The sequence below is a fragment of the Ligilactobacillus sp. WC1T17 genome, assembly GCA_900110005.1.
GTDB classification, from domain to species: domain Bacteria; phylum Bacillota; class Bacilli; order Lactobacillales; family Lactobacillaceae; genus Ligilactobacillus; species Ligilactobacillus ruminis_A.
In genome coordinates, this window is sequence record FOCC01000002.1 from 31,439 (window position 1) to 46,034 (window position 14,596).

Sequence of the window (14,596 nt, forward strand, 5' to 3'; positions counted from 1 at the left end):
ATCTTCCTTTCTTAATATACTAACTTTTCAATTTTAACACAGGCGCTGGCTTTTAGTGAAATTTTAAAGCTTCTTTTTAATATTAAAATTGCTAAAAATGCTATAATTAAATAAATTAGATGAGAGGGTTGAGACTATGTATTATAACGCTGCACTTGTTTTAGAAGGCGGCGCCATGCGGGGATGTTATACCGCTGGTGTTTTAGATCAATTTATTAAAGATGATATTCAATTCCGCTGTGTCATCGGCGTTTCAGCCGGTTCTTTGGCGGGGGCAAATTACGTTTCCAAACAATATGGCCGTACTTTTGAAATCAACACTAAATATCGTGATGATAAAGACTACATTTCTCTGGGCCGGCTTTTCCACAAAGAAAGCATCATTAACTTAGATTACCTTTTCAATGACCACGGAACTTACTGGCATAACCTGGATGAAAATGCGTACAATTTAGCTGAAACCGACTTTGTTATCGTTGCCACCAGCCTTAATACCGGTAAAAGGGTTGAATTTCACAAACCTAAAGTCGGCCGCGAACTGATTGATGCCTTAGAGGCTTCTTCTTCGATGCCGATCATTTCAAAGCCTAAAAAGACGTCACAGGGATACTGCTTAGACGGCGGGATTGCTGACTCTATTCCTTACGATTTAGCTAAAGAATTAGGTTTTGACAAGGTCGTCGTTATCCGGACCAGAGACCGCGAGTACCGCAAGAAACCGACTAATAAAGCAGTTGCTACAGCCATTGAAATGGAATTTAAAAAATACCCTGCCTTTTGTAAACAAGTCATTAACCGGCCTGAAAATTATAACAATCAGGTTAAAATGATTAACCGCTTAGAACAAACTGGCGACATCTTCTGTATCGCTCCTAAAGGTCCCGTTAAAGTCGGCCGCTTAGAACGAAACACTAAAAAATTAACTGAGTTATACGAAAGTGGCCTTAAAGATGCCCATGACGTCCACAATCAACTCATCTCCTATTTAACCAAGTAAAGTTTGATTTAAATTTTTCTATGCTTTTGGTTGACATGCCTTGCGGTTAGTTATATAATAAATAACGTTGTGATGGTTCGGTAGCTCAGCTGGATAGAGCATCCGCCTTCTAAGCGGACGGTCGTGAGTTCGAATCTCACCCGAATCATAACTTCGTGCCAGGCCTTGTGCCTGGTTTTTTTTATATAAAAAAGCAGCTCAATGAGCTGCTTTTTAATCTGCCTAAGTCACTTTAAATAAAGCATCCTTAGATCCGATAATATTTTGTAAATCACTTAAAGTTGCTTCATTAGGCTGAACCCAAAATTTAGCATCCAATAGCTTAGTAGTCTTTTTTTGTTCATCGACTACTAACACCGGGGTTGTTCCTGGATGTTTTTTCATTTGATAAAGTAAAGCCTTCTTTTGATCTTGCGTAATTTGCGGTTCAAAGTGCAGCCACAAGTATTGTATTCTAACACTTTGGATTGGTATCAGTGTATCGACTAATAAAGACAAATCATTCCGGGCTTGCGTCTTGCCGGTCACTACCAATACCTGCCCCGGTTTAATCAACGGACGGTAGCGGGCAAATTGCCGCGGAAAAATCGTTGCCTCTAATTCGCCTGACTGATCGCTTAAAGTCATAAACGCCATCGGTTTATTTTGTTTAGTCGTAATTTCTTTGACATTTTTAACCACAGCCAAAACTTTGGCAGACTGGTTGACATTTAACTGTTCAAGCAAGCTGGTATGCAGCAATAAAGCCTGCTTTTGATAGCGGTCAAGCGGATGAGCGCTTAAGTAGAGTCCCAGGTGGGCTTTTTCTTGATCGAGCAACTCACTATCCATTAGTTCTTTTTGTCCTGAATTTGTTTTAGGTTTTAATAGATCTAGCAATAGCTGACTTTTCCCGGCTAATTCTTCATATTCTAAATCACTATCCAGTTCATTGAGCATTGCTTGTCGCTTTTGCTTAAAACTGTCGAAAGCCCCGGCATAAATCAAAGCTTCTACCATGGGCTTAAGGCTTGCAGCAATTTTTTTACGGTCAGGGTCTTTTTGATGCTGCTTTAACAGTTGACTTCTAGCAACTGCTTCCACCATGCGGTTAGTAAAATCACTTAAGCTCTGATAAGGATGGTACCCGCCGGCTTGCCTTTCAATTAAAAGTTGCTTAATAAAGTCCATTCTTAATCCCTTGACAGATGAAAAGCCAAACATCAACCCTTCTTTAACCAGTGAAAAATCCCTTTGCGCCCGGTTAATATCAGGAAAAAGCAATGCTACCCCCATTTTTTTAGCGGCTGTTAAATAATTAATCGTTTTAGTAGCATTACCGGTTGTCGCTTGCAGGAGCGCACAATAAAATGCTTTAGGGTAATGCGCTTTAAAATAAGCCATCTGAAAAGCCATTTTAGAATAGGCCACCGCATGTGACTTGTTAAAGCCGTAATCACCAAAACGGGCAATATAGTCATATACCTGTAAAGCTTCTTCTTCGCTGTATCCCCGTTTGAGTGAACCTTTAATAAAATCATCTTTTAATTTGCCGATTAAAGCAGTATTTTTTTTACTGATAGCTGCTCTTAAAATATCTGCTTGTCCTAAAGAAAAGCCCGCCATCAGGGCTGAAACCTGCATTACCTGTTCTTGATAAACAATAATCCCATAGGTGCTTTTTAAAACTTTGGCTAATGCCTGGTTTGGGTCAGACGGCTGACTTTGCCGGTGCCTGCGTGCAATAAAAGTATCGATATTTTTAATAGGTCCGGGGCGATAGAGGGCATTTAAAGCGACAATATCCGCAAAGTTTTGCGGGGCCAATTGCCGCATCTTTTGGCGAATACCATAAGAATCAAACTGGAAAATACCTTCTGTATCAGCCCTTTGAAATAATTGTAATGTTTTCTCATCGTCTAAAGGTATTTGCGTGAGTTCAATTTTGCTGCTTTGCTGTGTATTAACCAAGTCTTTAGCTGTATTTAAGACCCGTAAATTTTTTAAACCCAGCAAATCAATTTTTAAAAGGCCCGCTTTTTCAACGGCTTTTTTAGCAAATTGCGCCATCAAAAAACCGTCATTGCCTAACTGCACTGGCACTAAATCTGCTAAAGGGCGGTCGCTTAAAACCACCCCGGCTGCATGCGTTGAATAGTGTCTCGGCAAGCCTTCTATTTTAGCAGCTGTCTGATACATCAACGCATTTGTTGGGCTATCACTGATTATGTTTTGAATTTTAAGTGTCGTTTTTTGAGCTTCTATCAAACTTTGATTTTTAGGCAAAGCTTTAACCCAGGTATCGATAACTTGCGGCGGCAAGTTAAATACCCGGCCACAGTCGCGCAAAGCCTGCTTAGGTCCAAAGGTATCAAAGGTGATGATTTGCCCCATATGCTTTTTGCCATACGTTTTTTGCAAATATTTTAGCAAGAGATCCCTTTTATCATCAGGAATATCTAAATCAATATCTGGCATTTGCGCTCTTTCTTCATTTAAAAAGCGTTCAAATAGCAAGCCATATTCCAAAGGATCCACGTCTGTAATCCTTAACGTGTAAGCAGCTAATGATCCCGCAGCCGAGCCCCGTCCAGGACCCAAAGTGATGTGATGGTCACGCGCGTAATTGGTAATCCCTGCTACGATTAAAAAATAATCATCAAAACCCATCTTGGCAATCACAGCTAATTCACGTTCAAGGCGGGCTTGATATTTGGCCGCCTGCTTCGGGTGTTTATTTAAGCATCTTTTTAAACCTTCATGACACAAACGGCTTAAATAAGTTTGAGCGGAAAAATTCATGCCTTCAGCCAAAGGATAATGCGGCAGTCTCGTTTGTTCTTTTTTTAACCAAAAATGGCAGTTTTCTAGCAAATTTTTGGTCTGCTCATAAGCTTCAAGCATCCCGTTTTGCTCAAATTCAGCTTGATAGACAGCCGGTTTTTTTAAATATTTGTCGCCATTATTTTGATCTAAGTAACTAACTTTTGTATCCGCAGCTAAAGCTTTAAGCACTCTTTGCTCAAACACCGCATCTGGTGTCAAATACTCAACTTCAGCTAAGCCTAAGGTTGGTAGCTGATACTCTTTAGCCAGCCGATAGCTGTTAAGAAGCAGGTTTTTATCATATTGGGGACCGATTCCCAAAAATACTTTAGCTCCCACCTGTTGCAATGTAGCTAAAAATTTAGGCTGACTATTTTGAGCTGCTACAAAAGGCGTCACAATTACGGCTAAGCCAGACAAATAAGGAGCTAAAACTTGACAGGTAAGTGGGTTATCATGAATATCCGCTTGATTTTTAGACAGTTTAAGCGATGATATTTTGACTAAATGACGATATCCTTGTTCGTTTTGAGCTAATAAAAGCAGCTTTTGCGGCTCATTTTGGCCATCGCCCTGCAGGTTCAAGTCAATTCCTAAAACCGGATGCTTAATTCCATATTTGGCACAAGCCTCATAAAATTCATAGGCCCCATACAAAACGTCTTCATCCGCCAAAACGAGGCTATCATACCCCTGCTGACTGGCCAACTTAACATAGTTGTCAATTTTAAGCGGGCTTTTCAATAAAGTATAAGAGCTTTTGACTTGGATTGGAGCAAACATTTTATCCCCTCTTTTCTGCATTAACTATTATTCTTATTATACCTTATTCAAAAAAATCAGACAAAAAACGCGCAATCCTAAAAAAATCAGATTTGCTTCTTACTTTTTGCGATAAACATTTGCATTTGTTTAGGAAAAAAACGCGAAATTGTGCTACAATGATTTACGAATGAGAGGTGTTTTCTATGGCAAAACAATTAACAGCCTTAGTTTGGGGCGCCATTTACGGTGAAGTCATCGGTTATGTGCTTTCAGCTTTGGGCGGTACGACTTTTGATCCTACCCTGAGTGCAATTATTCCTGCCATTGCTGGTGTAATTGCCATTAATATCTTATCACTATTCGTTAAGAGTCCTGAAAAATAAGAAAAAGGCCAAGCTTGGCCTTTTTTTATTTGCGCAAATATTGTTCACCCACTCCATGCTGCCTTAAATAAGCTTCCTTTTTACTCCTCGATTGGTGTTTAAAGGCATATTCAGCTTTAAGCGCGCTTGATTTATCAGCAAAACATTCATGGTAAATCAAGCGGCAAGGACGGCGATATTTGGTATATTTAGCGCCTTTACCAGCGTTATGCTTTGCTAAGCGGGCGGTTAAATCGTTGGTAAAGCCGCCATAAAAGCTGCGGTCAGCACACAATAGGACATAAAAAAAATATGCTTTTGTCTCAGCCATAAATCATTTTCCTAATTGCCGGCGTATAATTGCCGTCGGGCCCATAAACCACCAGCGGCTCTAAAAAGCGCACCCCACCCGGCTTACCATCCTTAATTGCTTCAACCAAAACCATATTGGCTTCGCGGCCGGCTTTGGGATAGACGAGTTGAATCCTTTTAGGTGCTAGCCGATTTTTTTGCATCAAAGCACCCATTTCAAGCAAGCGTTCAGGCCGGTGCACAAAGCACACCTTACCATTCATCTTCAATAAATTAGCCGACTGCTCAATCGTTTGCGCTAAGGTAACTGTTAATTCATGCCGTGCTAAAGCCAAATAATGATTGGGATTTTTTTTGCTGTCAGGTTGGTTGGTAAAATATGGCGGATTGCAGGTAATTGTATCGATGGAATCTTTGGGCAGGTAGGTTAAAATATCATTTAAATCGGCATTGATAACTTCAACTTGCTGGTCTAAATCGTTTAAAATCACACTTCTTTGGGCCATATTGGCTAAGCGTTTTTGAATCTCAACTTCGTAGATTTTAGCACTGGTCTTAGCCGTCAAAAAAAGCCCCACAGCCCCATTACCTGCGCATAAATCAACAATTTTCTGCTGCTTTTTTTTAGCTGGGTTGGTAAAATTAGCCAGCAACACTGCATCCAAAGAAAAAGCAAAGACTTCATCGCTTTGGATTATTTTTACCTGGTTAGCAAATAAAGCATCCACCCGTTCGTTATCATAAATCTTGACATCCATTTTTGCACCTACTAAAAATACTTGTTTTTTTTCTCTTTTCAGCATACTATAATTAAGTGAAATATATTTGAAAGGAAGATAGAATTTGTTCTATTCATTTATCCGCGCGGTCGTATGGCTGGTAACGACTTTGGTCAACGGCAATGTCCGCTATGAGAATAAAGATAAACTTCCCAAAGGAAACTATATCTTAGTTGCTCCCCACCGTGCCTGGTTTGATATGTTATATTTTGCCTTGGGAGCATCGCCTAAAAAGTTTTGTTTTATGGCTAAAAAAGAACTTTTTGAAAACCCTATTTTACGCTTTATCCTAACCCACTGCAATGCTTTTCCCGTTGACCGGCAAAATCCGGGAGCTTCAGCCATCAAAAAGCCTGTTAAATATCTTAAAGATTCCGACCTGTCTTTAATCATGTTTCCTTCAGGCACAAGGCATAGCCAAACCATGCGGGGAGGAGCCGTTTTAGTTGCTAAACTTTCCGGTAAACCCTTAGTTCCGGTCGTTTACCAAGGACCATCTACTTTTAAACGGTTATGCACCCGCAAAAAAGTAACTGTCCGCTTTGGCGACTCCATCTATGTTGACCGCAAAATGAAATTAAGCGATGAAAATCAGCAAAAAATAATCGCTGAAATGACCGCGGCTTTTGACAAATTAGATAAGGAAATCGATCCAAACTATCACTATGTTGATCCTCATCCGCAAAAAAAATAATGTCCCTTTCCTTAGGGACATTATTTTTTTATAGGTTAATTTTTAAATCTTTAAAATAATATTTTTGATCATGCTCATTAATCGGCCGTAAAACGCGACAAAGGTTCACGACTGCGACCACATTAGCCGGAATATCTTTGGTGACGACACTGCCGGCACCAAATAACCGTATTATCTCCAATTGTGACCCCTGGCAAAACAATTGCACCAGCCCCAAACCAGCAATTTTCCCCAATATGAATGCCTTGATTATGCTGATAACCTTGTTTTCTTAGTGTAGGTTCAACGGGGTGTCCTGCGGTAGCCAAGGTGCCATTGGGTCCAAACATGGTGTAATCTCCCAAGTATATTTTAGTATCATCCACCATAGTTAGATTATAGTTAGCATAGATATAATCGCCAAAATGGTCAGATTTCCCTGCCCAATTAGCATGCAAAGGTGGCTCGATGTAGACATGATCACCAATTTGAGCAAACATTTCTTTTAACATGGCCGCTCTTTTTTGATCGCTTAGACGAGTTTGGTTAAAATCATACAATTTTTCCATCCACTTGACTTGCTCTTGCATAATACTTGGATCGCTGGGGTGATACAAAGCCCCGCTATGTTGCTTTTTTGATAATATTTAGCCATTTGTTTGCGCACTTTGCAACCGGTAAAGTTCTGCATAGCGCCCGTTTTTAGCTAATAAACTTTGATGATTGCCACGTTCAACAATTTCTCCCTTATCCAGCACCAAAATCAAATCTGCATCCCTAATGGTCGATAAACGGTGGGCAATTGCCACAGTGGTCCGCCCTTTGCGCATCTGCGCCATTCCTTTTTGAATTAAATTTTCAGTTTGCGTATCAATATTGGCCGTTGCCTCATCCAAAATCAAAATCTTGGGGTTGCGGATAATGGTTCGGGCAAAAGAAATCAGTTGCCTTTGCCCTGCTGAAAAAGAAGCCCCTCTTTCAAACACTTTGGCATTATATTTTTGCGGCAACGCCTCGATAAATTTGTCAGCATCAACAAAGGCCGCAGCTGCTTTAACCTGCTCATCAGTCAAATTTTGGTCATACATGCGGATATTTCCTTTTACATCGCCGTAAAATAAGTAGGGTTCCTGCAAGACCAGCCCCATTTTTTGCCGCAATTCCTTAGTTGAATAATCGCGGATATCGTGACCATCAATTAAAATTTGACCGCTGGAAAATTCATAAAAACGCAATAAAACATTAATAATAGAACTTTTACCACTGCCTGTATGTCCGACTAAGGCGACTGTTTGTCCCGGTTCAAGTGTAAAGGTAATATGCTTTAACACCGGCTCGGCTTCGTTGTAGCCAAAAGTCACATCTTTAAATTCAATCCGTCCTTGCGTAATTTTGGCAGTTGAATTTTCATTTTGCTTAGGAGCGAGGGTTTGCTCATCCATAATTTTTAAAATACGACTGCCCGCAACGATTCCATCTTGAAAAGTTGCCATGTAATCCATCACATTGGTCAAAGGATTGAAAAAGTTTTGAATATATGCCAAAAAAGCATAAATAACACCTGCTTTGACAAAATTTTCCGAACTGCTCAAGCCAAAATAAGTCAAAGCCACTAATTCGGCTAAATTATACATCAAAGTCACAATCGGATATAACAATAGTGAATTAATCTTAATCATTTTGAAGCGTAGCTGCATGTAAGAAGCGTTTTGCTCTTCAAATTCGTCCATAATCCGTTGTTCTTGCAAAAATTGTTTAATAATACTGATTCCCATCAGCGATTCATTAAGCTTTGTATTAATATCACTCAATTTTTCCCGCAATTGCCGATAAATTTTGGAACTTAATTTTTCATACAACAGGGTGGTCAAAATCACCAGCGGCAAGAAAATCAAAATTAACAAGGCTAATTTCAAACTAACACTGACCATCGCTAAAAAAGCGGAAATAATGGAAAAGCTAGCCACCAAAATGGTCAAAAATAAGGTCCAAAAATCAAACAAAGTCTTCGTATCATTGGTTACCCGTGAGACAATCGAGCCGGCCGGAACATTATCAAAATACTTTAAACCTAACGTTTGCAATTTTTGATATAAAGCCACCCGAATCTTTTCCAAGGTTCTTTCAGCACCCATACTAAAAGCATATTGCTGGATAAATTGTGTCAGTGCTTTGATGATTGTACCTATAAAGTATAAACCCGCAAAAGCCCAAATCACCTTCATTTCAGTATGCGACCTTGTCAAAAAATGATCCATGTAATACTGCAAAGATCGTGGCAAAGCAACATTAACTACACTTAAAAGAATGGCAAAAATTAACGCGGTGATGAATTGTCCTTTAAATTCATAGGTATAAGGCAACAGCCGCTTAATGATGGTGCGCTGTTCTTTTCTGGTAAAAGATTTTTCCCAAATTGATTCGTCTTGCATCTTAATCACCGCCTTTTAAATCTTCTTCAAGTTTTTGCATTTCAAATGTCTTTTGATACCAACCACCATTCGTGCTTAGTGAAGCATGGGTCCCTCTTTCAATAATGGTTCCATGGTCGACCACAATAATTTCATCACAGTCCATCACGGAACTTAAACGGCTGGCAACCATAATCGTGGTTTGTCCTTGGCGCACGTCGCCAATCCGGTCTAAAATATGTTTTTCAGTCTTGGCATCGACGGCTGACAAGGAATCGTCTAACAGCAGCAATTTAGGATTAACCATCAAAGCTCTAGCAATCGCCAACCGCTGTTTTTGTCCACCGGAAAGCGAAACCCCCATTTCACCGACTTCAGTCATAAAATTTTGCGGCATTGCATCAATGTCAGCTTCCAAATCAGCTAAGTAGGCAGCTTTTCTAACTTCCTGCTCACTAGCATGCGGCCGCGCAAAAGCAATATTTTCTTTAATGGTTTTGGAAAATAAAAAACTTGTCTGGGGCACATATCCCATCATCTCCAGCAAGTCATCGCTATGATAAGCTCTAATGTCTTGCTTTCCCCAAACAATTTGGCCTTGATAATTGTCAAAATCCCGCATTAAAAGACGCAAAATACTGGTTTTGCCGGCACCTGTTTTACCAACAATCCCAACTTTTGTCCCTTCTTTAACAGTAAAATGAATATCATGCAGGTCAGCTTTTTGTGTTTGGTTATCAGGATAAAAGAATTCATCAATATTGACCTGCAAATCTCCGCTGGGTTTATTGCCCAACGCAAGACTTGCTGGTGCTTGCTGGCTTTTTTTAGCCAACAAAACACTGATACGGTCATAGCTGGCGGAACCTTTTTCCAAAATGTTAAATAAGTGCCCAATAGCAAACATCGGCCAAATCAGCTCCGCCAAATAAGAAACAAATGACACCAACTGTCCAATCGAAATCGTACCATTTAACACACTAGACCCGCCATAAACAATGGTCATCAAGTATGAAAAGCCTAAAATGATCGTCGTAGCCGGATCAAACAAAGCATCAATTTGATAGGTTTTTTTATCGGCCGCAATGGTTTTTTCAATGTGCTTTTTAAAATCTTCAATATCTTCTTGCTCCTGGCCTAAGGTTTTAATTACCTTAATGCCAGTCATGCTTTCTTGCGTTTTATTATTTAATTCAGAAAAAGCCGCCTGCGCATCGCCGAAAGCATCATGAATTTTATTGCCTAAAAAACTAGCTGTTAAAGCTAAAAAAGGCAGGGGAATAATCGCCAAAATGGTCAAATGCCAGTCAACAAAAAGACACATCGCCACTAAAGTCGAACAGCCGGTCATCAAAGAATCTGCTAAAGTCAAAATTCCTCCACCAGCCACATCACGGACTGCATCAACGTCATTAGTCGCATGTGCCATCAAATCACCCACACGGTGTTCAGAATAGAAGGTTTGGTCCATTTGCATAAAATGCTTAAATAAGCGGCTGCGCATTTTTCTTTCCAAAATAAAAGATGTGCCGAAAATATATTTACGCCATAAATAGCGCATCAAGTAACGGATTACAGCACTTGCCAAAAAAATAAGCAGCATTAAACTCAAATAGCTGATTGTTAATTGATGCTTAGCAATAGCATCGACAATTCCACCAATAATTTTAGGCGGAATAATCGTCATGATAGCCGTCACAAATAAGGCTAAAAGGCCGAGCAAATAACGTTTTTTCTCTTCTTTAAAAAACCAGCCTAAGCGCATAAAAATACCCACAAAACCCGCTCCTCTCTCAAATAAAAAAATAAGGACGCTAAAATCGCGTCCTTAGTTGATTTCAGCACAAAATCAGGCTTATTTTTGTTTTCCCATATTTGCTTTCATTGCTGACATCATTTGGTGAAGTTTCTTTTCAGAAGGCTTCTGACCCATTTGGATCATCATCGTTCTTAACATTTGTTCGTTAATCGGTGGATTTTTCTTTAAATAGTCTTCCATGTACTTGCGAGCAGCAAAAAAACCGCCGGCAAAGCAGGCTAAACCTACCACTACGACAATCAGCACAACAACTGGTGTTGACATGATGTACTCTCCCTTCCGTATTAAGCACTAGTTTCAATAAGTAATTTTACACAACTTTTAAGAAAAAATAAAGTAAAACTTAATGCTTTACTCTTCAAAAAGTGTATCTTCATCACTTAAAAGTGCTTTAAAATCAGTTACCTTTTGATTATATCATATAAAAATATCAATAACAGCCTGCGCACCACTCAATGGTTAATTATCGCGCAAGCCCCGCTTTCTTTGAATATTTTTGATCTTTTCCGGAGTAACTTCCTTGCCCTCTTTATCAAAAACCTGCAGCATCTCAATACGACTCCGGAAGCCTTCTCTAAAAATAGCCAGGTATGTTTCACGTAAACTCTTTTGTTCGGCTAATTCTTCTTTGGTTAAGCCGACTGTTTTTTTCTTATTAGCAAGTTCATTAATCCGATTAATCAGATTTTGTGGGATTTGCCCATTACCATTATCCATCCGTAAATTCCTCCTCATTACACTTCAATACATACCATCATATCTAAAAAAAGGTTAAAAAACAAGCCTTACGCTCATTAAAGCGAACTTTAGTTTGATTAGCCTTTAATTTATGCTATAATGAGATAAAATAACTGAAAGAGGTGTACACTATGCCTAAGACTTCATCAGAAAAGCGCCAATTAAGAATTTTGCGTTATATCTATGAAACTGTAAAAGAAAAGGGTTATCCTCCAACTGTACGTGAAATTTGCAAGGCGGTTGACTTATCATCAACCTCAACCGTCCATGGGCATTTAGCGCGCTTAGTCAAAAACGGCTTTTTAGAAAAAGACCCTACCAAGCCTAGAGCGATGGAAGTTACCTTGGCCGGCTTGGAAGCAATTGGTCAAGCTCCGAAGCCGACTAAAATTCCGGTTGTCGGTACAGTTACCGCCGGCGCACCTATTTTAGCCGTGGAAGACACCTCCGATTATTTCCCATTGCCGCCTGAATTCGAAGATGCTGCCGACTTGTTTATGCTGACCATTCGTGGTGAAAGTATGATTAATGCCGGCATTTTAAACGGCGACCAAGTAATTGTCCGCAAGCAAACTTACGCCGACAATGGCGACATTATTATCGCGCTTACGGATGAAAATGAAGCTACTTGCAAACGTTTCTTCAAAGAATCAGACCATTACCGCCTGCAGCCGGAAAACGATACGATGGCTCCAATTATCTTGCAAAACGTAGCCATTTTAGGCAAAGTTGTCGGCTTATACCGCAATATGCTGCATTAAAAAAAGCAAACTTAAAGTTTGCTTTTTTTATTATGCTTTTTGTGCCATTGCTAACAATTCTTTAGCATGCTCCAAGGTCAATTCAGTAATCGTAGAACCTGATAACATCCGCGCAATTTCATTAATCCGCTTGTTTTCATCCAAAACTACCACTTGTGTTTCGGTACGCTGAGAGACAACTTTTTTATAAATGAAGTAGTGATTATCAGCAATCGCAGCGACTTGCGGCAGGTGGGTGATGCATAAAACTTGGGAATGCTGCGCAATCAAGCTGATTTTTTCTGCAATTGCTTGAGCTACACGTCCGGAAACACCAGTATCTACTTCATCAAAAATAATGCTCGTAACGCCTTTATTTTGAGCAAAAATCGTCTTCAAAGCCAGCATTATCCGGGATAATTCGCCCCCTGAAGCAATCTTAGCCAAAGGTCCCATTTCTTCGCCTAAATTCGTTTGAATATAAAATTCAACCCGTTCCATCCCCTGTGCATTTAAATCACAAGGTGTAAATTTAACCTTAAACAAAGCCTTATCCATGTAAAGTTCACTTAATTGCACGTGAATTTCTTGCTCCAGTTTTTGCGCAATTTTGTGCCGCTTGGTAGCTAAAATTTTTGCCTGTTCAAGCGCTTTTTGATAAGCCAAAGCAACAGCTTCTTCTTGCTGCTTGGCGTCAAGCTCGGTGTCTTGCATACTGTCTAATTCTTGGGTGATTTTTTGATAATAAGCTAAAATCTGGGCAATAGAATCACCATATTTACGTTTCAACTGATGAATCATTTCTAACCGGGCTTCAATGTTATCAAGCCGGCCTTCATCCCACTCCATCGAATCCAGTTCATTGGAAATATCATAGCCGGCATCTTGCAAACCATAAAAGGCATCCGAAATTTTTGTATATATATCTTGCAAATGCGCATTGATTGAAGCTACTTTACCTAAATCATCCATCATACCGCCTAAAACGCCCATCAAATCAGGGCTGCCGCCATTTAAAGCCTCATAGCCATTTTCAAGTGCGGCATGAATCGCTTGATAATTATCAAGCTGCTCTTTTTCAGTCCGCAAAGCTTCTTCTTCACCATCAACCAGTTTGGCAGCCGCTATTTCTTTAACTTGAAATTGCAGCATATCTAACCGTTGGGCCCATTGTTTTTCATTTTCTTTACGCAAATTCAAGGCCTGCTTTTTAGTCTGGTAATCATGGTAATAACTATGGTATTGGTCTAAGTCCTCTTGCAGACTTTTATCAAAATGGTCCAGCAAATCCAAATGATTTTCAGGATGCATCAAGGATTGATGTTCATTTTGTCCGTGAATATCAATCAAAGTCTCCCCGACCCGTCTTAAAGAAGCCAAATTAACCAAGTTGCCATTAATCCGACATACATTTTTGCCGCTTCGATACAAATCCCGCTGCAAAATTAATCCGTCTGCTTCATAATCAATGCCCAAATCAGTTAAAATGTCAACTGTTTTGGCATTTTGCGGTACTTCAAATAACCCTTGAATGCTGGCTTTGTTTTCGCCTTTGCGTACAAAATCGCTGGAACCGCGTCCCCCAGCTAATAAACCTAAAGCATCAATAATAATCGACTTGCCGGCCCCTGTTTCACCAGTCAAAACCGTCATTTTGGGTTTAAAAGCCAAATCTAAATTATCAATAATCGCAAAATTATGAATCATTAACTCCTGTAACATTAAAATCCCCCTTAGCGATTGGAAATTTCAATTATTTGATGTTGGAATCTTTGTGCATCAGCCTCAGATTCGGTAAATAGCATTACCGTATCATCATCGCCTAAAACAGCAAATAATCCATCATAGTTTAGTTGTGACAACAAATTGCTGACAACAGGCCCGTTACCGGGTAAAACTTTGAGCATGCATAAATCACGGTGACAGGCCGAAGAGAGGTAAACTTCTTTTAAGAGCTGGTTTAATTTGTTTTGCGCATCAATTTTAGTAGACACAGGAATACTGTAGCGGTAAGAGCCATTTTCCGTTGGTACTTTCATCAGCTGCATCTCTTTAACATCGCGCGAAATAGTTGCTTGGGTAACTGTAATGCCTTTTTCAAGCAATTTAGCTACTAAATCTTCTTGCCGATAAATGTCATTTTCCTTAATCAAATGTCGGATAATACGTTGACGATCACTCTTTTTCATGCAATC

Annotated in this window: 13 protein-coding genes, 1 tRNA gene and 1 pseudogene; 5 read left to right on the forward strand and 10 right to left on the reverse strand. The window is 39.7% G+C overall.

Annotated features, from left to right (window positions below):
* Positions 1-136: 136 nt before the first annotated feature.
* Both BMX26_RS01300 and BMX26_RS01305 read left to right on the forward strand, forming a co-directional pair.
* Entirely contained in the window at positions 137-997 is an 861-nt protein-coding gene (locus BMX26_RS01300) for a patatin-like phospholipase family protein (RefSeq protein ID WP_075529673.1), read from the forward strand.
* A gap of 74 nt (positions 998-1,071) precedes the next feature.
* Positions 1,072-1,145: transfer RNA gene (locus tag BMX26_RS01305), tRNA-Arg, on the forward strand.
* Positions 1,146-1,219: 74 nt separating this feature from the next.
* Here BMX26_RS01305 and BMX26_RS01310 read toward each other — a convergent pair.
* Positions 1,220-4,585: a DNA polymerase III subunit alpha gene (locus BMX26_RS01310; protein WP_075529674.1), complete on the reverse strand. Its 3,366-nt coding sequence runs from the start codon at positions 4,583-4,585 to the stop codon at positions 1,220-1,222.
* A 185-nt stretch (positions 4,586-4,770) separates the two neighbouring features.
* On the opposite strand from BMX26_RS01310, the gene BMX26_RS01315 reads away from it, so the two are divergent.
* Positions 4,771-4,950: a YjzD family protein gene (locus BMX26_RS01315; protein ID WP_075529675.1), complete on the forward strand. Its 180-nt coding sequence runs from the start codon at positions 4,771-4,773 to the stop codon at positions 4,948-4,950.
* A 25-nt stretch (positions 4,951-4,975) separates the two neighbouring features.
* Here BMX26_RS01315 and BMX26_RS01320 read toward each other — a convergent pair whose 3' ends face one another.
* Together BMX26_RS01320 and BMX26_RS01325 are read right to left on the reverse strand one after the other, a co-directional pair.
* A complete protein-coding gene (locus BMX26_RS01320) occupies positions 4,976-5,260 on the reverse strand; it encodes a GIY-YIG nuclease family protein (protein WP_075529676.1) in 285 nt (94 codons plus the stop codon).
* A complete protein-coding gene (locus BMX26_RS01325; protein ID WP_075529677.1) occupies positions 5,253-5,999 on the reverse strand; it encodes a tRNA1(Val) (adenine(37)-N6)-methyltransferase in 747 nt (248 codons plus the stop codon). The genes BMX26_RS01320 and BMX26_RS01325 overlap by 8 nt, the downstream gene beginning before the upstream one ends.
* Before the next feature lie 85 nt (positions 6,000-6,084).
* Between BMX26_RS01325 and BMX26_RS01330 the strand changes: the two genes are divergently transcribed.
* Positions 6,085-6,714, forward strand: a complete 630-nt coding sequence (locus BMX26_RS01330; RefSeq protein ID WP_075529678.1) for a lysophospholipid acyltransferase family protein — start codon at positions 6,085-6,087, stop codon at positions 6,712-6,714.
* A 28-nt stretch (positions 6,715-6,742) separates the two neighbouring features.
* On the opposite strand, the pseudogene BMX26_RS01335 reads toward BMX26_RS01330, so the two are convergent.
* The 5 genes and pseudogenes from BMX26_RS01335 to BMX26_RS01355 form a co-directional block, all read right to left on the reverse strand.
* Positions 6,743-7,283, reverse strand: a pseudogene (locus BMX26_RS01335) (sugar O-acetyltransferase).
* Between the two features lie 57 nt (positions 7,284-7,340).
* Positions 7,341-9,125, reverse strand: coding sequence for an ABC transporter ATP-binding protein (locus BMX26_RS01340; RefSeq protein WP_075529679.1), 1,785 nt, complete (start codon positions 9,123-9,125; stop codon positions 7,341-7,343).
* A gap of 1 nt (position 9,126) precedes the next feature.
* Positions 9,127-10,881 carry an ABC transporter ATP-binding protein gene (locus tag BMX26_RS01345; RefSeq protein WP_075529680.1) on the reverse strand — a complete coding sequence of 585 codons (1,755 nt, stop codon included), beginning with the start codon at positions 10,879-10,881 and terminating at the stop codon, positions 9,127-9,129.
* A 78-nt stretch (positions 10,882-10,959) separates the two neighbouring features.
* Positions 10,960-11,187, reverse strand: a complete 228-nt coding sequence (locus BMX26_RS01350) for a YneF family protein (protein ID WP_075529681.1) — start codon at positions 11,185-11,187, stop codon at positions 10,960-10,962.
* 195 nt (positions 11,188-11,382) lie between these two features.
* On the reverse strand, positions 11,383-11,640 hold the full coding sequence (locus BMX26_RS01355) for a DUF896 domain-containing protein (protein WP_075529682.1): 258 nt from the start codon (positions 11,638-11,640) through the stop codon (positions 11,383-11,385).
* Between the two features lie 152 nt (positions 11,641-11,792).
* Here BMX26_RS01355 and lexA point away from each other — a divergent pair, with 152 nt between their 5' ends.
* On the forward strand, positions 11,793-12,422 hold the full coding sequence (lexA, locus tag BMX26_RS01360) for a transcriptional repressor LexA (protein ID WP_075529683.1): 630 nt from the start codon (positions 11,793-11,795) through the stop codon (positions 12,420-12,422).
* A 30-nt stretch (positions 12,423-12,452) separates the two neighbouring features.
* On the opposite strand, the gene recN is transcribed toward lexA, so the two are convergent.
* A complete protein-coding gene (gene recN / locus BMX26_RS01365) occupies positions 12,453-14,123 on the reverse strand; it encodes a DNA repair protein RecN (RefSeq protein WP_075529684.1) in 1,671 nt (556 codons plus the stop codon).
* 11 nt (positions 14,124-14,134) lie between these two features.
* A complete protein-coding gene (locus BMX26_RS01370) occupies positions 14,135-14,590 on the reverse strand; it encodes an arginine repressor (protein ID WP_075529685.1) in 456 nt (151 codons plus the stop codon).
* Between the last annotated feature and the right edge of the window lie 6 nt (positions 14,591-14,596).